The following is a 19,716-nucleotide window of genomic DNA, read 5'->3' on the forward strand; positions in this document are numbered from 1 at the left end:
AGCCCAGCCCGATCGGGTTACCGCCCCTTGTTTTAATTCATCCCAGCAGGAGCATCACCATGACAGAGTTAAACACCCCCGAAATTGCTCACTACATCGGAGGTGGCCAGCAGGCTGGCGCCGGTACACGTACTCAACCGGTGTACAACCCGGCCACCGGCCAGGTCAGCGCCAAGGTCAAACTGGGTAGCCAGCAAGATATTGACGCCGCTGTGGCCAGCGCGCAGGCTGCTTTCCCCGCCTGGGCCGACACCCCACCGCTACGCCGCGCCCGCGTGCTGTTCAACTTTCTGGCCTTGCTCAACGAGAACAAGGAAAAACTGGCAGCCATGATCACCGCCGAGCATGGCAAGGTTCTGTCCGATGCAATGGGCGAAGTCACCCGCGGTATTGAAATTGTGGAGTTTGCCTGCGGCATTCCCCAGCTGCTCAAAGGCGATTTCACCGAGCAGGTCAGCACCAATATCGACAACTGGACCATGCGCCAGCCCCTGGGCGTTGTCGCGGGCATCACCCCGTTCAACTTCCCGGTCATGGTGCCCATGTGGATGTTCCCCGTTGCCATCGCCGCCGGGAACACCTTTGTGCTGAAACCCAGCCCCATCGACCCCAGCCCCAGCCTGTTCATTGCCGAACTGCTGAAAAAAGCCGGCCTGCCCGATGGCGTGTTCAACGTGGTGCAAGGCGATAAAGACGCGGTCGAAGCCCTGGTCAATCACGAGGACGTGCAAGCCGTATCCTTTGTGGGCTCCACCCCGATTGCCAACCGCATTTATGAAATGGGTGCTATCGGTGGCAAGCGCGTCCAGGCTCTGGGCGGTGCCAAGAACCATCTGGTCGTCATGCCTGACGCCGACATCGACCTGACCGTGGACGCCCTGATCGGCGCCGCTTACGGCTCGGCTGGCGAGCGTTGCATGGCCATCTCGGTGGCCGTACTGGTGGGTGACTCTGCCGAACGCATCCTGCCCAAGCTGGAAGAACGCACTCGCAGTCTGAAGATTCTGAACGGTACCAATGCTGCCGCCGAAATGGGCCCCATCGTGACCCCTCAAGCACGCGAACGCATCAGCGGCTGCATCGACAAGGGTGTACAAGAAGGCGCCAAACTGCTGGTGGACGGCCGTAACTTTGACGGCGCCAAAGCCGGTGAAGGTTGCGAGGACGGTTTCTGGATGGGCGGCACCCTGTTCGATCACGTCACCCCCGATATGAGCGTGTATCAGGACGAGATTTTTGGCCCTGTTCTGTGCTGCGTACGCGTACCGGATCTGGCCAGCGCCATTGAACTGATCAACAAGCACCAGTTCGGCAACGGTGTGGCTTGCTTTACCAGCGATGGTAACGTGGCCCGTGAATTTGGCCGCCGCATCCATGTGGGCATGGTTGGTATCAACGTACCTATTCCTGTCCCTATGGCCTGGCACGGCTTTGGTGGCTGGAAGAAGAGCCTGTTTGGCGATATGCACGCCTACGGTGAAGAAGGCGTACGCTTTTACACACGCCAGAAATCCATCATGCAGCGCTGGCCTGAAAGCATCTCCAAGGGTGCGGAATTTGCCATGCCTACGTCCAAGTAAAAGTGGATTTGCCGGGTTGACTCTTCGCCTCCAAACGACGATTCAGCCTGGCATATCGCTATAAGTTTGCTCACCCAGCAGACTTAAAAAGCACTTTTATCAAAGACAAAAAAACCGGGGCTCTGAATCAGAGCCCCGGTTTTTTTAATGCTGACACGTCATTAGCGCTGGCACCTGTCCGACTTAGTACATGCCATGGAAAACGGCATCATCGGGACCGATATGTGATGGAGGATCCCAAGTCACGTCACGCATGGAATGCTGCACCAAGGTTTCCACACCCAGCAGCACGGCAAAGATCGCCATACGCACGGGAATACCGTTGTCAGCCTGACGGAAGATGGCCAGACGCGGGTCGTGGTTCAGATCCACGCTCAGATCATGGGCACCTTCGCGGCTATCACGTGGCAGTGGGTGCATCACGATGACATCGGGGCCGCAGCAGCGGTCGATAATGGCTTTGTTCACCTGGAAGTCAGCGGTAAAGCTGCCGTCCTGCCCTTCTTCAAATCGCTCTTTTTGCACACGCGTGGCGTAAATCACGTCCACACCGGGCAAGCCTTTTTCCAGGGAAGTGGTCTGCTCGATTACATGCTTACCTTGCTTGGCGACCTGCTCCACAATGTGCTCTGGCATTTCCAGGCCGGGAGGCGAAATCAGGGTGAATTTCAGGCCACGGTACATGCCCAGCAACTTGATCAGGGAGTGCACGGTGCGGCCATATTTCAGGTCACCCACCAGGGCGATATGTGCGCCATCCAACAACTTGCCCAGACGGGAGAACTCCGTGCTGATGGTGTACAAATCCAGCAGCGCCTGGCTGGGGTGTTCGCCCGCACCATCCCCACCGTTCACCACAGGAATATTGGTAGCACGCGCAAACTCAGCCACCGAACCTTGCTCGGGGTGACGAATCACCATGGCATCCACATAGCCGCTCATGACGCGGCTGGTGTCGTAAATGGACTCGCCTTTGGCCATGGAGGAAAAGGTAAAGCCGGTGGTGTCACACACCGAACCACCCAGACGGCAGAAGGCCGAGCCGAAGCTGACGCGAGTACGGGTCGAGGCTTCAAAAAACAGGTTGCCCAGCACTGCACCTTCCAGCACGCGCGACACTTTTTGACGGCGAGCGATGGGCTGCATGATGTCGGCCAAGCTGCACAGTTCTTCCACGGTTTCACGGGTGAACTGGTCTACGGACAAGAGCTGATGCTTGCCGCCGGTGGCAATGCGATCACGCAAAGGACCGGACTGTGCGCTTTGCGCATACTTGTTCAGCAACGCTTCGTTTTCCACGATTTCCGTGACAAAACGCTGCACCACTTCAGGCATGGCCCGCGACTCCAAGGAGCCCTCAGGCAGCAGCCACGTATCCAGTGCACGACGCTTCACCCCAATACGTGCCGCAAAAACGTCACGAGTCAGGTTCAGGCGACGCATTGCATCACGCAAAAAAACTTGTTGGGAGACGGCCATATCAGCTCTCGCTTATGAAATATACGCAATGCGCACATTTTAAGACTGCGGCTGACAAAAAAGCGAGCAGGAATTGAGGCTATTGCAGAAAATACAACGACAATCTACGCAGCAAACAAAGTCGCTGCTAACTGAGCGCAATGCCGGAACCAAACGCAGGCTAAGGATGTTGCCGGTACGGCATGGTGTAAGGCGCGGCCTGATCATTATTGGGAATGCCCAGACCTTCATAATCTTGCTGGCCGGAGGTGAGCCATTCATTATGCTGATAGGCAAAATCGGCCAAACCTAAGGTGCCCCATACACCGATGACAAAAAGAGCCAGACTCAAGGCCAGAAAGAAGGCCGAACAGAAACCGGGTATCCAGGCCCAGCGACGCCCTACTTTGGAGCTATGCCACGCCAGGGTCCAATGGCTCCAGCACAAGGCCAGAAACGCCGAGACCAGCCCCATCAGAAAGACGAACAAGGGCAAGCGTAAAAAAGCAGGGACGAAAACGGATCCGATGGCTCCGGTGCCCATCAACATGATGAACAGCAGCGCGGCCCCATGCAGGCCGATCAGAACCCGAAAAGAAAGGATATAAAAAGCGAGACTGCCTGGCGGGGTCACCATACCGACTTTCCTGTTCTTAACAAGAGCGGCGGGTTTGCACCCACCGCATTTTTCAACAAGCCGGACATGGGTGAACCCAGGACCAGGGCAGCGTTAAAGCAGTAAGCAGGGCTTATTTCTTGCCGTTGGTTTGTGTTGCTTCCGGACCGGCAATGGCACGAGCAGCAGCCAAGGCATTGGCTTCAGTGCCAACCATGAAAATCAGGCGGCCATCTTTAACGGGCGAACCGTAAGCGGGGGCAGCCAGCATGGTGTCACCCACGACCAAAGCCAGGCGCTTTTTGGGGAACTGAGTGGTAACTTGCAGCAGACGCTGAGCGGCTTCTGGAGTCAGATCCAAAGCCAGCAAACCTTCTTTGCTGTCGTTGGTACCGGCTTGCACGCCGACCAGATCCTGACGCACCACCACAGCACGCGGATTCACAAACAAGACACCATTGGGTTGCACGTCGACACGTGCCCAACCGGCTTGTTCCTGAGTATCAGCCAGGAAGATTTGCACGGGTGCAGCTTGCTGCTCGGCGCCAGGCTGAACCTGAGCTTGCTGAGCGCCTGTTGCAGGCGTGGAGGGAGTTTGCGTTGCGGCGCTGGAGGTACCAGTTTTATCGCTCGGCTTTTCTTGAACGGTTTGACAAGCGGCCAATGCGACCAGACCAACAGGAGCCAAAATTCGAGCCAGTGTGCGTAAAGTCATCATAGTGAAGTTCCCCCCTCTCTTTACGAAGAATCAATAAGGATAGCAGTGTATCAGTCATGTAAAAGTGCAAGCGGTTAATCTTTGTTAAAGCTTGTCATTTGCGCACCCCTAATTTGTACGCTGACTTGATCCATTAAGCGACCTTGTTCGGTTTTCAATTCAATGCGCAGCGTGCCCGGTACTAATGGAATTCGCAGCTGCGCCCCCTTTCCTGCTTCTACTCCCTGCACCCACCACACCAAGGGCTCGGTAATCTGTCCTTGGGCCAGCAATCGCAGTTGCTGGTTTTGCGGTGGAATATCCGGGTCCAGCGCGAAAATGGTGCCATTCACTGGCTCGCGGATACGGGCCGGGCCGGCATAGGCCAGATTTCCATCACTTAATTCCACACGATCAGTCTGCGTGCCCTCGACAAAAAACTCTTCACGGCTGGGTTCCATGGCAGGCACAAACTCAATCTGGCGTACCTGCACCTGTGCGGGTCTGACCGTTTGACGACCCGGACGACGCTGGTTCAAGAGCGAAATCACTTCATGCCAGATCGGTGCCGCACCACTGACGCCTGATACATCTTGCATACTTTGACCGGCACTATTGCCTACCCAAACGCCAACGGTATAGTGCTCCGTCCAACCCAGGGCCCAGTTGTCACGCATGTCCTTACTGGTCCCGGTTTTAACGGCACTCCAGAATGGCGTGCTCAAGGCACTATCCAGACCAAAGGTCAGCACCCGAGCCTGACGGTCCGACAACATATCGCCCACGATCCAGCTGGCACCCTCATCCATCACAGAATGAAAGGAAGCGGCTTGCTGATCCATACGTGTTTGCACGGCTTGCGTCTGACCCAGATTGGCCAGCGCACGGTAAGCATTGGTCAGTTCCAGCAAGGTGACATCCGCGCTACCCAGGGCCAGGCTATAGCCATAGAAATCACCATCCTGACGCAGATTCAGGCCCAGCGCACGCAGGCGATCCACCAGATTGGCAGGCCCCAGCATGGTCAGCACACGCACAGCCGGAATGTTCAGGGAAGAAGCCAGGGCATTGCGCGCACTGACCCAGCCTATAAACTGCTTGTCGTAGTTTTGCGGGATATACAGACCATTGCCGGTGGACAGATTCAGCGGGGAATCTTCCAGCAAGGACGCAGCGGTCAACAGGCGCTTTTCAATCGCCATTTCATAAAGGAAAGGCTTGAGCGTGGAACCGGCTTGCCGCAAGGAGCGGGCATGGTCCACCTCGGCCGCCTCGGACAGATCGCCACTGGAGCCCACATAGGCCAGGACCTGTCCGCTGTGATTATCCAGCACCACCACCGCGGAATCCTGCACGCGCGCGGTGCGCAGGTCCAGCAAGTGTCGCCGCATACTGGCTTGCACTTGTGTTTGCAGGCGTGTGTCCAGAGTCGTACGGACACTGTCACCGGCTTTGATTTCGGGATTCTGATCCAGAACCCAACGGGCAAAATGCGGTGCCAGTTGAGTCTGCCCCAAGGGGGCTTGTCCGGCCCGGCGCAAGGCCACCGGCACCAGAGTACTTAATTCTCGACATTGTTGGGCGCGTCCCATTTCCTGCAGGGTCGTACACGCCCGGCGCTCAACCATCAGGGCCGAGGCATTGGGGCCGCGCAAGAGAACCGCGGCAATGGCAGACTCGCGCGCATCCAGCGCGGCGGCCTGCTTTTGAAACAAGGTGCGTGCCATCGCGTCCACCCCGACCAGCTCACCCCGGAAAGCCACCTGATTCAGATAGGCTTCCAGAATTTCCGGCTTGGTCCAGGTATCTTCCAGCGATTGGGCAGCCACCACCTGGTCCAGCTTTTGCCAGACCGAGCGCCCACCACGACCACCAACCAGATCCTGATCCATCAGACCGGCCAACTGCATGGTAATGGTGGAAGCACCGCGACTACGTCCGGCAAACAAACCATCCCAGGCGGCGGAGCCGACTGACAACCAGTCCACCCCACCGTGGGATTCAAAACGGCGGTCTTCAGACATCAAGACCGCCATTTGCAAAGCCGGAGAAATTTGCTCCAGCGCGACCCAATCGCCGCGCCGTTGACGAAAGTCCAGACGGACCCGCTGGACAAGCTGGCCCTGGCGATCCAGGACCTGTACATCGGAAGATCGGTATGCTTGCCGAACTTCCTTGTAGCTGGGCATGGCCTGCCCGGGACTGGCCCACAGGGCCAGTCCCAACACCAGCAATCCCGCTTTAATTGGCTGGTGCATCCACAACTTCCAGAACTTGCTCGTTAGGCCAGACGGCAAACACATCGGGCTCGTACAGGGCTTCAGCGCGGCTGGCTGGCAGCACGAACTGACCCACTGTATTCAGACGCACCGTGTAGCTGACTTCGGTGGTGCCTTCTTCAAAGCGCTCGTAGTAAGCACGGTAGCCATCAAAGCGGCGTTCAACAAAGCTGGGCCAGTGACCGGATTGCTCTTCACCGGCAGTTGCCATGGCGGAGTCACGACCCAGGCCGCTGCCCAGAATCGTGGCACCGGCAGGAATCGGATCCGACACAACTACCCAGCTTGCCTGACCTTGAGCCTTGACCTTGATCTTCACGCGCATGATGTCACCACGACTCCATACGCCTGGTTTGGCCTGCTCCACAGCTTCGATATGACGCTCCATGCTCAAGCCAGCAGCAATAGGCTTGGTCACGGGCACGGCTGCCAGGGAACGAACTTCAATCCAGGCCTTGCCGTCGCCCATTTGCTCAACGCTCAGGTTATCGGCCTGATCGCTGCGCCAAGGCACGTCAATCTTGGAAGAACGCACACCCTGACCGTCAGGCTTGAGCATGTCCCAATCCACCACCTGGGCACTTTCCGAACCCAGAATCACCATGGACTGGCCGCTAGGGCTCTGTTCGTGATGACGGCTGAACTGTTCAATGGCCAGGCTACCCAAAAGGTTTTCCGTGGTCATGCGCCATGCGCCACGTTGCTGCTCGGCCAACAGACCTTGGGCCAGACGAGGCATATCCTCGGCCCAGTCCGACATCTCATTGGCCAGGAACATCAGGCGAGCCTGATTGGTCACGCGGCTGGTCATGGCCCATGGGCTGCCGTTAAGCGTGTCCTCGCCAAAGACCAGACGGGTGCCACGGCTGACCAGACGAGCCTGGATCAGATTCATGGCTTCTTTACGTGTCTGCTCGGCTTTCTTGATGCCTGGCAAGCGCTGAGTCAGATCCACCCAGGCCAGCAGGATTTCAGTAGGCCAGCTTTGCAGGTTCAGTTCCACCGAATCCAGCATGTTGACGCGTGCACGGTCGTACTTGGCCAGCACGGCCGTCGCACGAATCACCTCGATATCCCGATCCTGACGAGAAACCGTGTGCAGATTCGTCATGCGACCATTCACCACGTTTTCCAGGGCCTGCAGCATCTCGTTGCGGAAGCCATCCGGGATGGGGAAGTTCAGACCAATGGATTCAGCCATATAGCTGATGTCCAGGATGTAGCTGGTCAGCACGCGGCTACCCCAGCCGTAGCTGCTTGGGAAGTAACGCAGCAAACCATTCTGGTCTATATAAGAAGGAATGCGCTGCATCAGGCCAGCCCAAGCCTCTTCGGAACGCAGGCCCATGTAACGCGAGGCTTGCTGTTCAAAGCAGCTGTAAGGATAGCGTTCAAACCAGGCTCGCACCCCTTCCATACCGCCACCCAGGGAGGAACGGAACAGCATTTGCAGACCGCCTTGAACCACGCCTTGTTCATTCTTCAAGGCACCGGCCGGTACTTGCACCGACATGTTCAGTGGCTCATCAATGCCTACAGCAACCAGGGTTCCCTGCTGAACGCTAACGGGAGTTGCGGTAAAGACTTCCTGCTTGATCGCCAGGCTGTCTTTGGCAGCTTTGCCCGTCGCACCGGACTGCTGAACTTCTTGTGCATCAACCGTCCACTCCATCTGGTGCGAATCGGCCGAACCGCTGGAGCGTGGAACCGACATGGGCCACGAAACAACTTTGGCCGAGCCGGAGGCCAGCTCAACGGTTTGCTCTGGCAAGTCTGCCGAAGGCAAGCCTTTACCACGGTACTGCGCGTGCACCTTCACGGTCATGGCACGTGGGCTGCTGTTACGCAGCGTCACCTGGGCCTGATAGTCATCACCCTCACGAGCAATGGCTGGCAAACCGGAAATAATTTGCAGGTCTTGCGTCGTGACGATCTGGGCCGAACCACTACCAAAGCGGTCGCCCGCCAGATCAGCCACGGCCACGATGCGGTATTGGGTCAGGGAGTCTTTCAGCGGCACGGTCACGGTTGCGCGACCTTGTGCATCCAGCTCCACATTACCCTTCCACAGCAGCAAGGTATCCAGCAGTTCACGAGTGGGGCTCTTGCCACCGCCACCACCGGCCGCTACGGCCTTGCGACCATAGTGACGACGACCCACGATTTCAGACTGCGCCGTTGCGGTCTGCACGTTGTAGCCGCGCAAGGCACGCATGGCGTTGAGCAGGTTCCAGCTATTGTTCGGGCTCAGTTCCAGCAAGGCCTGATCCACAGCGGCCAAGGCCACGGACGCACCAGCGGCTGGTGTGCCATCGGACTTGAGAACCTGAATATCAACTTTGGCCTGTTCGCGAATCGCGTACTGGCTGCGGTCTGTCGTCACCTTCACATCCAGCGCATCTTGCTGGCTGCTGACTTCAATGCTGGCCAGACCAAAACGGTAGCTGGGCTTGGACAAGTCCACGGTGGTGGTCGGGGCTACAAATTCGCCACCGCCTTCCGAGTAGGCCTTGTACCAGTTCAGAGGCTGACTCCAGCCCCAGCTAAAGAAGGAGTACCAAGGCACTTCACGCAGACGGCCACGCAGAACCAGCACGGACACGTAAACGTTCGGACCCCATTCAGGCTTGATCTCCACGCTGACGTTAGGGCTGTCGCCTTCCAGTTGAACGACTTGAGCCTGCAAGACACCTTCACGTTCCACCGACACCAGGGCCGTGGCTTCGCGGAAAGGCATGCGCACCTGAAACTCGGCTTTCTCGCCAGGAGCCCAGGTCTTTTTCGCAGGAATCACGTCGATACGGTCATCGTTCTGGCCACCGAACCACAGGTAACCGGAACCACTGACCCAGACGGTGCTGGCAGCAACGGACTCACGGCCTTCGCCATCACGTGCAATGGCACGCAGCTCGACCTGACCGCCCTTCTCCAGTTTCACATCACACTGCACCAGACCTTGATCATCACTGCGACCCTCGCAGATCGTGCCCAGGTCTTCGCGCTGCTCCTGATTGTCGTAGCTGTAGAAGCCACCCACCATACGCTTGCGGATGGAGAAGCGTTGCACATTGGCCGCCTCAATACGCACAGGCACGTTTTTCAGTGGCTTGCCGTCCGGGCTCACCGCAATAGCGGAGAGCTTGGTGGACGAACCGGCTGCCAACCAGCTACCCGCACGCAGACCAGCCACGACATCGGCAGGCCATACAGACACGGTTTGGGTCAGGGTTTGAATTTCACCATTCGGATCGGCAAAAGTAGCTTCCACCAGGAATTCGGAAGGACGGTCCACCGCAGGCAGATCATCCAGCTTGGCACGCAAACCACCTTGTGCATCCAGCTGGAAGCGCTTCTTGTTCAGGAAAACACGGGAGTCCGAAGCATCAGACTGCTCGGTTTTCTCGGGAGGTGCAAAAGTGTAGTCGTCATAAGCACTGAAGGAAGGCCACTGGCTGCGCACCACAGCCGACAACTGCACTGGCAGGAAGTCAGCAGGACCACCGGACAGGTATTGCAACTGCAAATCAGCCTGCAGCTCTTTAGGCTTGACCAGGTAAGGACGATCCTCACCATCACCCAGCTTGATGCTGCCGCCCAGAACAGGCAACTTGAACTGTTCAACGCGGAATTCGCCAAAGCTGAAGTACTGGTTTTCACCTTCTGTACGCAAGCGGTACACGCCCAGCTCGGCATCCTTGGGGATCTTCCAGTCGGTCAGCGCAAACACGCTGCCAGCGGCTGTCTTCTGCCACTTCAAGGGCAGTTCAATGCGCTTGCCGCTGCCATCATGCTCGACAATCATGGCATCGGGATAACGATCGGGAGCCTTGAAGCCATCGCGCACACGTTCACGCACGTAGTGCTTCATGTGCACCACTTCACCAGCACGGAACAGACTACGATCCATGACTGTGTGGGCCACTGGGTCATCACGACCGCCCCAGTTGTAAGGAACGTTAAAGCGCCAAGGCTCGATACCCGAATTCCACTCGCTCAAGGCGAAGCTGAAATCATCTTTACCGCGAGCCATGGCGTTGTTCTTGTCGATACGCGCTGTCACGAACAAACCAGACAAGCCGGTGTCCTGGCAGTAATCGGGGCCATCTACGGCTTGCGGATGGTGGAACATCCCGTCCTTATCCGTTTCACCCTGCACCAGCTCTTCGCCACGGCAGTTCATGACACGGATCTTGGCACCGGGCACCACTTTGGCATCATCCAGGGTGGTGACCCAAACCAGCAAGTCATCGCCCCCTTTCTTGATGTGCACGCCCAGGTTAGTCACCAGCACGGAGCTACGCACATACATGGTGCCTGCCGATTCCAGCAAGGAAGCACCCAGACGTGGGGACGCCACTTCCAGCACATGGAAACCGGGCTCTTTCAGCGGCACGCCAATCAGCTCAAAAGGACGCTCGTCTTTTTGATTCATGCCGGGCAGTTCCAGCTTCTTGACCTCTTTGCCGATCAGCAAAGGCTGACCACGCAAGTCCAGTTGACCGTATTCATCAACAGGAGCGGTGATGCGGAAGCCAGGGTCCATCATGTCGCGCAACTGCTCGGCACTCACTCTCCAGGAGTAATTCAGCTGACGCAGACGGGAGTACCAGGCCAGGACTTCTTTATCGTCCTTGACGGCAAAAGCCCCCACCTCACCTGCCGACACCAGCATTTGCTCGGTCGTCAGATTAGGCTCGACATTACGCAGGTTCAAACCAATGGCTGGCGGATCGGAATCGTCCGAACCGTCGCGGTCGGCATGGCCGAAACGCTCCACAATCCCGAAAGGCTCAACCGCAAACTTCACCAGCGGTGGGTAGTTCGTGGTGCTCATGCCGTTGCTCAGAACTTGCGGGTTCTTCAAGCGGCGGCCCGCGTCGTCAGTCAGATTGTCCGGAATCTTGACCGTCAGCTTCGCGTTTTCAGGGAACGGGCCCTCGAAACGTACGTACTGACTGGGGCCACGATCTTGCCAGGCCTCATCGCTATCAGACTTGGGTTCCCAGACTTGCTTGCCGGCTTCCAAACGGATCTGACGGATGTACTCGTAAGCGACGGGAGCGGAGAACTGAACACCGAAGCTGCCAACTGGCGTGCAAGGCGCTTCTGCGCGCTCGCGCATGCAAGAGAGCGAGGCCGTAAATTCGGGGCGCACGTTGTAATCGTAGGTATAGCGGTCCGTATTAGGAACACCCTTACGATTTTCGATCTGGGTCATGATGCCCGGTTCCAGCACCACCGACACGGTGGCATCTGCTGGCAAGGGACGCGCGCACTGTACAGCCTGGTAACGCTCGTCTACCTCGTCCACATAGAACTCGGCGCGCACCATGGCATCGCGTTCGGCACCCTCAATGGCTTTCAGGCCAATACGCTCGCCAATACCCTCTACCCGGCAATAGCCGTTCTTGACCAAAGAGGCGGTATTAACAGGCGCATTGAAGTTGAATAGAAATACCTGGTCTTCATCAATAATGTTGTAATACGGACGGTTGCTTTCCAGAATGGCGCCGCCGGAATTAAAACGATATTGAGCTGGTCCGCTAATCGCTTCATTATTTATGCTGCGAAAACTTTTGGACACCAGAGCGGTACAACTCAAACCTGGCCCTGGACGCTCGTCGAATTCATAAATCCAGCGACGCGAATCGAGCCAACGGCCCTGACCAACGACCGCGGGATCATCACACTGCACCTGAACGGGCGCAGGCAGTTGCGAATCCCCAAAATGAACCGCAGGCGTGGCAAAGGTGACTTTGACATCCCGCAAATCAGATGTCGCCCCTTGAGGCGAGAAACTGCTTATCGTAATGGCTTGGGCGCTACTGACGCCCAGCAAGAACATCAAACCCAGCAAAGACTGGCGATGCATCGTTCTTCCCCTATGGAATGTGCTATTTTCGGCGCCAGTTTAATGGAAATCAGCCCCTCTGAGCGTGTCTGAAGCGCTCCGAAAGTGCATAAAGAATGCCACCAAGTGCAACAGAAAAAGACACCGGGGTTTAAATGTCCGCCGCACTGGTTTGTAGAAGCTTTCATGGCATTTGAAAGCAAAAATTTCAAATGCGACCAATACCCTGCTTTTTTCCCCAAACTGGCGGCATCAACTACGATAAGAAACATAATTGCCCAGGCAGTCACTGGAAAAGTACGGTAGTTGCCCCATATGTGTTAAGGCTTGCACGATCAATCCGCCTTGATTTCAGGACAGACACATGAGCACGATGACACTGCAGGAACTGGATAAAACCCGCGAGGAATGTCGCAAACTGATCAGTCGGCGCGCTCTGCTGTCGGCGGCTGCGGCCGTGGTGCCCATACCCGGTGTGGATGTGGGTACGGACGTGGCAATTCTGATGAAGGTCATCCCCATCATCAATGCGCGCTTTGGACTAACGGCCAACGATGTGGATGCCCTGAGTCCGGAGCTGAAAAAGCTGGTGGTCGTGGGTGGCACCAGTATGGGTCTGGGTATGGTGGGCCGCGTGCTGACCACAGATCGCGTGGTCAATATTCTGGTGCGGCTGGGGGCGAAGAAACTGGCAGGGAAATACGGCGCCAAATATGTGCCTTTGATAGGCAGCGCCATTTCTGCTTCCATCAGCTTTGTGGTGCTGCGCAAAGTCGGCAATCAGCATATTGAAGAATGCTATGAAATTGCCCGACGACTGGCACTGGAAACACAAAGGCAGGAAGCAGTGCACACCATTGATGGCGGCGAGGAAGGCCTGATACGCGAAATCAAGGGCTAAGCCCTTGATCTCTTTGACCTTCCCTTGAGTCTGGTGAAGATCACTCTCTGAGTACGCTCAATCAGCTAACGAGACCGAACAAGCCGGTAAGGCTTGACGAAGCGACGGGCCATCGCCCTATCACTTCGCCCTGACCAAGGTGTTAGCCCGCTGGAACCACACCCGGCGTTTTGCTACGGCCATTCAACATATAGTCCATCAGCTCACGCACCGATTTCATGGCTTTACCAAAGGGCAAGGCTTCGGAACTGCGGAAGAACAGACCCCGCTGCACGTCCCCTTTCAAGGCATAGGCCAGTTGACGGTCAATGCAGAACTGACCATGACGCTGTACGCCATCGCGCAAGCCGCAATGCGCCAGACAATCAAAGCCTTCCGTGCAAGCACGCTCACGCGCCACCGATTGCAGCTTTTGCTCTTTGTGCAAGTAAGCATCCAGCCAAGGCGTACGCACGGCACGGGCAGGCAGGCCAGCCACGCTCATAAAGGTCACGATGTCCTTGGGCTCGGCATCCAGCAACACACGCTTGAAATTCTCGTGCGCATCGCCTTCTTCGGTGACAGCAAAAGCCGTACCCATTTGCACGCCATCCGCACCCCAATCAATTAATTGACGCAGCTGTTCAGGACGATGAATCCCGCCTGCGGCGATCAAGGGAATTCGCTCGGCCTCCAGGCCCAGCTCGCGGAACAAGGCACGGCACCCTTCCAGCACGCGCTGGAAAGCATATTCAGGTTTGTTCAAGGACTGGTCGTCGGCAGCCCCCAGGTGGCCTGCGGCAAAACGGGGATTTTCCAGAACGACCGCATCGGGCAAGCGCTTGCGACGCAGCCATTTTTTCACCAGCAAGGTGACGCCGCGCACATCCGACAAGATAGGAATCAGGGCAACTTTGGGATGGTCCTGAACCAGCTCGGGCAAATCCAGCGGCAGACCAGCGCCTACCACCACAGCATCTGCTCCGCTTTCGCACGACTGACGCACGTACTCCGGATACTGCGAGACGGCCTTCATGATATTGACGGCGATGCCGCCGTTGCCACCCGAACGCTCTCGGGCGCGATTGATTTCGCGGTCCAGGGCCTGCAAATTGGCTGCATCGACCACGCCTTTTTCGACATCACCCTGGGTGCTGTCCATCAGGTCTTCGTGATGGCGCCGTAAATCCACGCTGGAGATCGTCCCCAGCCCGCCCAATGCGGCCACAGTACCGGCCAGCCGGGACGCCGAAATACCGACTCCCATGCCGCCTTGAACAATAGGCAAAAGCAGTTTTCCCTTCAGGGACATGAGACGTAAATCCGTCTTTAGCACGATGTTAATACCTTAGGTTGATGCAAGAACCTGCCGGCCACGTCGGGACCAGAAACAGGGCAATAGAATCGTGGCCGTCTGCAAGGACGGCCACTGTGTTAAATCAGGCGGGAATAGCGGGCACCGCTTTCCTGGCTCAAGTACTTGTCGAACACCATGCTGTAGGCGCGCACAAACAAACGGCCTTTGGGCAGAACCTGGATGGATTGGGCATCGACAGTCAGCAAGCCGGCGTCGGCATAGCTGTTGAGCTCTTGCAGCTCGGCAGAGAAGTAACTGGCAAAATCAATGCCGTAACGCGCTTCCAGACGCAAAATAGGCACTGGCATACTGCACATCAAATGCATGATGACTTCCGCCCGCAGACGATCGTCTTGCTGCATCACAATACCCCGCTCGATAGGCAAACGCCCCTGGTCTATATCGGCGTAGTAATTGCGCAGGCTGCGGGCATTTTGCACATGCATGGTGCCCACCTGACCAATAGACGACACGCCAAAGGAAACCAGATCACAGGCTGCGCGGGTGGTGTAGCCCTGGAAGTTGCGGTGCAGGCTGCCGTCCAGACGGGCCAGATTCAGCTCGTCGGTTGGCAAGGCAAAGTGGTCCAGGCCGATATAGACATAGCCTGCATCCAGCAGACGCTGCGAAGACATCAGGAACAGCTGCAGACGCTGGTCGGCATCGGGCAGCTCTTCTTCGTTGATTAAACGCTGAGCCTTGAAGCGCGTAGGCAAGTGCGCGTAGTTATAGAGAGCAATCCGATCTGGCCGCAGCTGCACCAGCGAATCAATGGTGATGGCAAAGCTTTCCAGGGTCTGCAAAGGCAGGCCATAAATCAGGTCCGTGTTGATGGACTGGAAACCGGCAGCCCGGCTTTCTTCGATGGCGCGTTTGACCATTTCGAAGGGCTGAATACGGTTGATCGCTTTTTGCACATTGGGGTCAAAATCCTGCACCCCAAAGCTGGTACGGTTAAAGCCCAGAGCCGCCAAGTTCTGGAGCGTGCCTTCCGCCAAGGTACGAGGGTCGATCTCGATGCCCAGTTCGGCATCGTCCGTGAACGCGAACTGCTCCTTGAGCTTGGCCATCAGGCGAGCCAATTGTTCGTTGTCCAGGAAAGTGGGCGAGCCGCCGCCCAAATGCAGTTGTTCAGTGCGCCGGTCTTCACCCATATATTGGGTGACCATATCAATTTCGCGCAGCAGGTAATCCAGGTACTGCTCGCTCTTGCTGCGATCCTGCGTAATGATCTTGTTGCAGGCACAGAAGTAGCAAAGCGACTGGCAAAACGGAATATGCAGGTAAACCGATAAAGGCGGATTACTGCTGCTTAAGGCGCGCCGCGATAATTCGTGAATATAAGGCTGAGCAGGAAAGTCCTGAAAAAAACGGTCTGCAGTGGGATAGGAGGTATAGCGTGGTCCAGAACGATCAAAGCGCCGGATCAGGGCTTCAGAGATTTCGATATCCGGCGCGGTCGGGGCGCTGGCATCCGATGCTTCCAAGGTTTGCGGCATAAAGGGTCCTCCTGCAAAAGACCTGTTTCTTCTAGTCAAGCATTTATTGTCAGAGAAAACCGCAGGCATGCGCTTGACCTGCATCAAGGCCGCAAGAACTAAAAAAACGCTTTTTTTATCGCAGTTGGGCTGAAATTAGCTTCATATATCGTATTATTAAGCGCTAGCCGCCTAAATTACCGCCTGTTGGAGTCAGATGTATTTGCTCGTGATCCTAGCACTGCCGTTCATCGGTAGCTTGCTATCTTCCCTGATGCCCGCGAACTCTCGCAAACTCCAGGCATCTCTTGCAGGCGCTGTCGCCGTCACCTGCGCCTTACTCACTCTCTACGCCTATCCGGACATTGCTCGCGGAGAGGTGCTGGAGTCGTCACGCTCCTGGATACCCGCCCATGGCTTGACCTTCAAGCTGCGCATGGACGGCTATGCCTGGCTTTTCAGTATCATCATTACCGCCATGGGGGCCTTGATTGCCCTTTATGCGCACTATTATCTGTCCGCTCAGGATCCGGTCCGACGCTTTTTCTCCTTTCTGCAAGCCTTCATGGGCTCGATGCTGGGGGTGGTGCTGTCGGGCAACCTGATTCAGCTGGTCGTGTTCTGGGAACTGACCAGTCTGTCCTCCTTCATGCTGATTGCCTATTGGTATCACCGCATGGACGCACGCCGTGGTGCGCGCATGTCGCTGATCATCACAGGGACCGGGGGTTTCTGTTTGCTGGCGGGCGTACTCATGCTGGGCCAGGCCGCGGGCAGCTATGACCTGAGCGTCGTCCTGGAATCGGGCGAGCAGATTCGCAATCACCCCTGGTACACCGGGATGCTGATCCTGATTGCCCTGGGGGCACTTACCAAGAGCGCGCAGTTCCCCTTCCATATCTGGCTGCCTCACGCCATGGCCGCCCCGACTCCTGTGTCGGCCTATTTGCACTCAGCCACCATGGTCAAGGCCGGGGTATTCCTGTTGGCACGCCTATGGCCTGCCCTGTCGGGCACCACGGAATGGGCCGTCATTATTGGTGGCGCTGGCCTGTGTTCCCTGACGCTGGGCGCTTACGTGGCCATGTTCCAGCGCGACATGAAGGGCGTACTGGCCTACTCCACCATCAGTCACCTGGGTCTGATTACCTTGCTGCTGGGCCTGAACAGCCCGCTGGCTCTGGTCGCGGCGCTGTTTCACATGATGAACCACGCCACCTTCAAGGCCTCCCTGTTCATGGCCGCCGGTATCGTGGACCACGAAACCGGCACCCGTAACCTGAACCGACTTTCCGGTTTGCGTCACGCCATGCCCTTGACCGCCACTTTAGCTACCGTTGCAGCCGCCGCCATGGCCGGTGTACCGCTATTGAATGGCTTTATCTCCAAGGAAATGTTCTTTGCCGAGACCATTCTGGCCAGCAACGGCAACACCTGGGAATACGCCCTGCCCGTAGTGGCCGTGATTGCGGGTTCCTTCAGTGTGGCCTATTCCTTGCGCTTTATTGCCCAGGTATTCTTTGGCCCCGTCGCCAAGGACCTGCCGCGCGAGCCGCATGAGCCGCCTCGTCGCATGCTGATCCCCAGCGCGATTCTGGTGCTGACCTGCTTGTTGGTCGGGGTTATTCCCAGCCTGACCTTTGGGCCCTTCCTGCACACGGCTGCCAGTGCAATTCTGGGTGCCGAAATGCCTCAGTACGACCTGGCCGTCTGGCACGGTTTCAACCTGCCCCTGATCATGAGTCTGGTCGCAACGGGCATGGGTGTGATCTTCGTTCTGATCATCAACCGCTTCTACAAGAACCGCCAGGGCCGCACGCCTTTGCTGACCCGCGCCGATGGCCGACGCTTCTTTGAGCTGGCCATGGAGTATCTGGAAGTGGCAGCGAACTGGGCGGTGGGCAAGCTGTACTCGCCACGCCTGCAACGTCAGACCTTGCTGATTATTGTGGCAACCATCTGTGTGGCTGCCCTGCCCCTGGCCCGTGGCAACTGGTTCAAATCCATTATTTCCACACCGATTGACCCCTTCTTTGCCCTGATGTGGGCCGTGGGGATTGCCTGCGCGATTGGTGCTGCCCGCCAAGCCAAGTTCCACCGTCCAGCTTCCTTGCTGCTGTCCGGCGGCGCAGGTCTGGTTACCAGCCTGACCTTTGCCTGGCTGTCGGCCCCTGACCTGGCGCTGACCCAGCTGGCCGTGGAAGTGGTCACGGTAGTACTGATTTTGCTGGGCCTGCGCTGGCTGCCACAACGTGTCAGCGATATGCCGGGCAGCCAGGAAAATGGTGGCCGTGCCTTGTTCCGCCGCAGTCGGGACCTGATTATTGCCATTCTGGCCGGTTCCGGTATTGCCGCCCTGGCCTACGCCATGATGACGCGCCCTCACCCCAGCGGCATCTCGCCCTTCTTTATTGAGAAGGCCCTGCCTTTGGGCGGTGGTGCAAACGTGGTGAACGTGATTCTGGTGGACTTCCGCGGTTTTGATACCTTTGGTGAAATCGTGGTGCTGGGCATTGTGGCCCTGACCGTCTTCGCGCTGCTGCGACGCTTCCGTCCACCGATCGAAGCCATTGCCCAGCCTTTGGCCCGCCGCCAGAACGTCAAGGACAGCCGCGAAGCCGTCTTTGTGGAACCCGATCCCAAGACCCCGCTGCCAGAAGGCATCATGCAGATTCCAGCCGTCTTGCTGCGCCTGCTGCTGCCTATCTCCACGCTGATCGCCTTGTACTTCCTGTTGCGTGGGCACAACCTGCCCGGCGGTGGTTTTGTGGGTGGCCTGATCATGGCAACCGGCATTATCTTGCAGTACATGGTTAGCGGCGTGGTATGGATGGAGTCCCGCCCACTGATTCAACCTCAAACCTGGATTGGCTTGGGCCTGCTGACCGCCGGTGTGGCCGCCATGCTGGTCTGGGCCTTCAACAAGCCCTTCCTATCCGCCCAAAGCTGGGATCTGCACCTGCCCCTGGTTGGCGACGTGCATACCTCCAGCGCGCTGATCTTTGACATTGGCGTGTTCATGCTGGTGATTGGTTCCACCATCCTGATTCTGGTCGCGCTGGCCCACCAGTCCCTACGTTTTTATCGCAAACTGCCGTCGCTGCAATCCGCCTCGAACGCTGCATCCGGGATGGAGAATAAATAATGGAAATCGTGCTTTCAATTGCGATTGGTGTGCTGGCGGGCTCGGGCGTCTGGCTCCTGCTGCGCCCGCGTACCTTTCAGGTCATCATGGGACTGGCCTTGGTCTCGTATGCCGTGAACCTGTTCATTTTCAGTATGGGTAGACTCAAAATCAGTGCTGCCCCCGTTATTAATACCAGCGAACTGGGGGCCAGCTACGCGGACCCCCTGCCGCAGGCACTGGTGCTGACGGCGATTGTGATTGGCTTTGCCACCACCGCCTTGTTTCTGGTTGTCATTCTGGCCAATCGCGGCCTGAGCGGTACTGACCACGTTGATGGCCGCGAGGAAGACGATCTGTGAGTCTACTCAACCAACACTTGCCCGTATTGCCCGT

Annotated in this window: 11 protein-coding genes; 4 read left to right on the forward strand and 7 right to left on the reverse strand. The window is 57.2% G+C overall.

Going from position 1 to position 19,716, the window contains the following annotated elements; translation table 11 throughout:
- Window positions 1-59: 59 nt before the first annotated feature.
- A complete protein-coding gene (locus tag DUD43_RS11260) occupies window positions 60-1,580 on the forward strand; it encodes a CoA-acylating methylmalonate-semialdehyde dehydrogenase (protein WP_153230363.1) in 1,521 nt (506 codons plus the stop codon).
- Window positions 1,581-1,763: 183 nt separating this feature from the next.
- Here the strand turns inward: DUD43_RS11260 and DUD43_RS11265 are convergent, their stop codons facing one another.
- From DUD43_RS11265 to DUD43_RS11285, 5 genes are all read right to left on the reverse strand, one after another.
- A complete protein-coding gene (locus tag DUD43_RS11265; RefSeq protein WP_153230364.1) occupies window positions 1,764-3,059 on the reverse strand; it encodes an aspartate carbamoyltransferase in 1,296 nt (431 codons plus the stop codon).
- A gap of 160 nt (window positions 3,060-3,219) precedes the next feature.
- Window positions 3,220-3,675 carry a hypothetical protein gene (locus DUD43_RS11270; protein WP_194273384.1) on the reverse strand — a complete coding sequence of 152 codons (456 nt, stop codon included), beginning with the start codon at window positions 3,673-3,675 and terminating at the stop codon, window positions 3,220-3,222.
- Between the two features lie 112 nt (window positions 3,676-3,787).
- On the reverse strand, window positions 3,788-4,372 hold the full coding sequence (locus DUD43_RS11275; RefSeq protein ID WP_153230365.1) for a hypothetical protein: 585 nt from the start codon (window positions 4,370-4,372) through the stop codon (window positions 3,788-3,790).
- Between the two features lie 74 nt (window positions 4,373-4,446).
- Window positions 4,447-6,609, reverse strand: a complete 2,163-nt coding sequence (pbpC, locus tag DUD43_RS11280; protein ID WP_153230366.1) for a penicillin-binding protein 1C — start codon at window positions 6,607-6,609, stop codon at window positions 4,447-4,449.
- Window positions 6,593-12,502 carry an alpha-2-macroglobulin family protein gene (locus tag DUD43_RS11285; protein WP_153230367.1) on the reverse strand — a complete coding sequence of 1,970 codons (5,910 nt, stop codon included), beginning with the start codon at window positions 12,500-12,502 and terminating at the stop codon, window positions 6,593-6,595. The genes pbpC and DUD43_RS11285 overlap by 17 nt, the downstream gene beginning before the upstream one ends.
- Before the next feature lie 343 nt (window positions 12,503-12,845).
- On the opposite strand from DUD43_RS11285, the gene DUD43_RS11290 reads away from it, so the two are divergent.
- Window positions 12,846-13,382 carry a hypothetical protein gene (locus DUD43_RS11290; RefSeq protein WP_153230368.1) on the forward strand — a complete coding sequence of 179 codons (537 nt, stop codon included), beginning with the start codon at window positions 12,846-12,848 and terminating at the stop codon, window positions 13,380-13,382.
- Window positions 13,383-13,524: 142 nt separating this feature from the next.
- Here DUD43_RS11290 and DUD43_RS11295 read toward each other — a convergent pair whose 3' ends face one another.
- Complete coding sequence (locus DUD43_RS11295) at window positions 13,525-14,673, reverse strand: NAD(P)H-dependent flavin oxidoreductase (RefSeq protein WP_153230369.1); 1,149 nt, start codon at window positions 14,671-14,673, stop codon at window positions 13,525-13,527.
- Window positions 14,674-14,795: 122 nt separating this feature from the next.
- Entirely contained in the window at window positions 14,796-16,217 is a 1,422-nt protein-coding gene (gene hemN / locus DUD43_RS11300) for an oxygen-independent coproporphyrinogen III oxidase (protein ID WP_153230370.1), read from the reverse strand.
- A 196-nt stretch (window positions 16,218-16,413) separates the two neighbouring features.
- Here hemN and DUD43_RS11305 point away from each other — a divergent pair, with 196 nt between their 5' ends.
- Window positions 16,414-19,341: a monovalent cation/H+ antiporter subunit A gene (locus tag DUD43_RS11305; protein WP_153230371.1), complete on the forward strand. Its 2,928-nt coding sequence runs from the start codon at window positions 16,414-16,416 to the stop codon at window positions 19,339-19,341.
- A complete protein-coding gene (locus DUD43_RS11310) occupies window positions 19,341-19,682 on the forward strand; it encodes a Na+/H+ antiporter subunit C (RefSeq protein ID WP_153230372.1) in 342 nt (113 codons plus the stop codon). Before DUD43_RS11305 ends, DUD43_RS11310 begins: the two co-directional genes overlap by 1 nt.
- Window positions 19,683-19,716: the final 34 nt, after the last annotated feature.

It is taken from the genome of Alcaligenes faecalis (assembly GCF_009497775.1).
Lineage (GTDB): Bacteria > Pseudomonadota > Gammaproteobacteria > Burkholderiales > Burkholderiaceae_B > Alcaligenes > Alcaligenes faecalis_D.

Excerpts from the sequence above, each read along its gene's own strand:
- DUD43_RS11285 (WP_153230367.1), bottom strand. The coding sequence starts at position 12,502 with ATGCATCGCCAGTCTTTGCTGGGTTTGATGTTCTTGCTGGGCGTCAGT.
- DUD43_RS11305 (WP_153230371.1), top strand. The coding sequence starts at position 16,414 with ATGTATTTGCTCGTGATCCTAGCACTGCCGTTCATCGGTAGCTTGCTA.
- DUD43_RS11270 (WP_194273384.1), bottom strand. The coding sequence starts at position 3,675 with ATGGTGACCCCGCCAGGCAGTCTCGCTTTTTATATCCTTTCTTTTCGG.
- DUD43_RS11290 (WP_153230368.1), top strand. The coding sequence starts at position 12,846 with ATGAGCACGATGACACTGCAGGAACTGGATAAAACCCGCGAGGAATGT.
- DUD43_RS11265 (WP_153230364.1), bottom strand. The coding sequence starts at position 3,059 with ATGGCCGTCTCCCAACAAGTTTTTTTGCGTGATGCAATGCGTCGCCTG.
- DUD43_RS11295 (WP_153230369.1), bottom strand. The coding sequence starts at position 14,673 with ATGTCCCTGAAGGGAAAACTGCTTTTGCCTATTGTTCAAGGCGGCATG.
- hemN (WP_153230370.1), bottom strand. The coding sequence starts at position 16,217 with ATGCCGCAAACCTTGGAAGCATCGGATGCCAGCGCCCCGACCGCGCCG.
- DUD43_RS11310 (WP_153230372.1), top strand. The coding sequence starts at position 19,341 with ATGGAAATCGTGCTTTCAATTGCGATTGGTGTGCTGGCGGGCTCGGGC.
- DUD43_RS11260 (WP_153230363.1), top strand. The coding sequence starts at position 60 with ATGACAGAGTTAAACACCCCCGAAATTGCTCACTACATCGGAGGTGGC.
- DUD43_RS11275 (WP_153230365.1), bottom strand. The coding sequence starts at position 4,372 with ATGATGACTTTACGCACACTGGCTCGAATTTTGGCTCCTGTTGGTCTG.
- pbpC (WP_153230366.1), bottom strand. The coding sequence starts at position 6,609 with ATGCACCAGCCAATTAAAGCGGGATTGCTGGTGTTGGGACTGGCCCTG.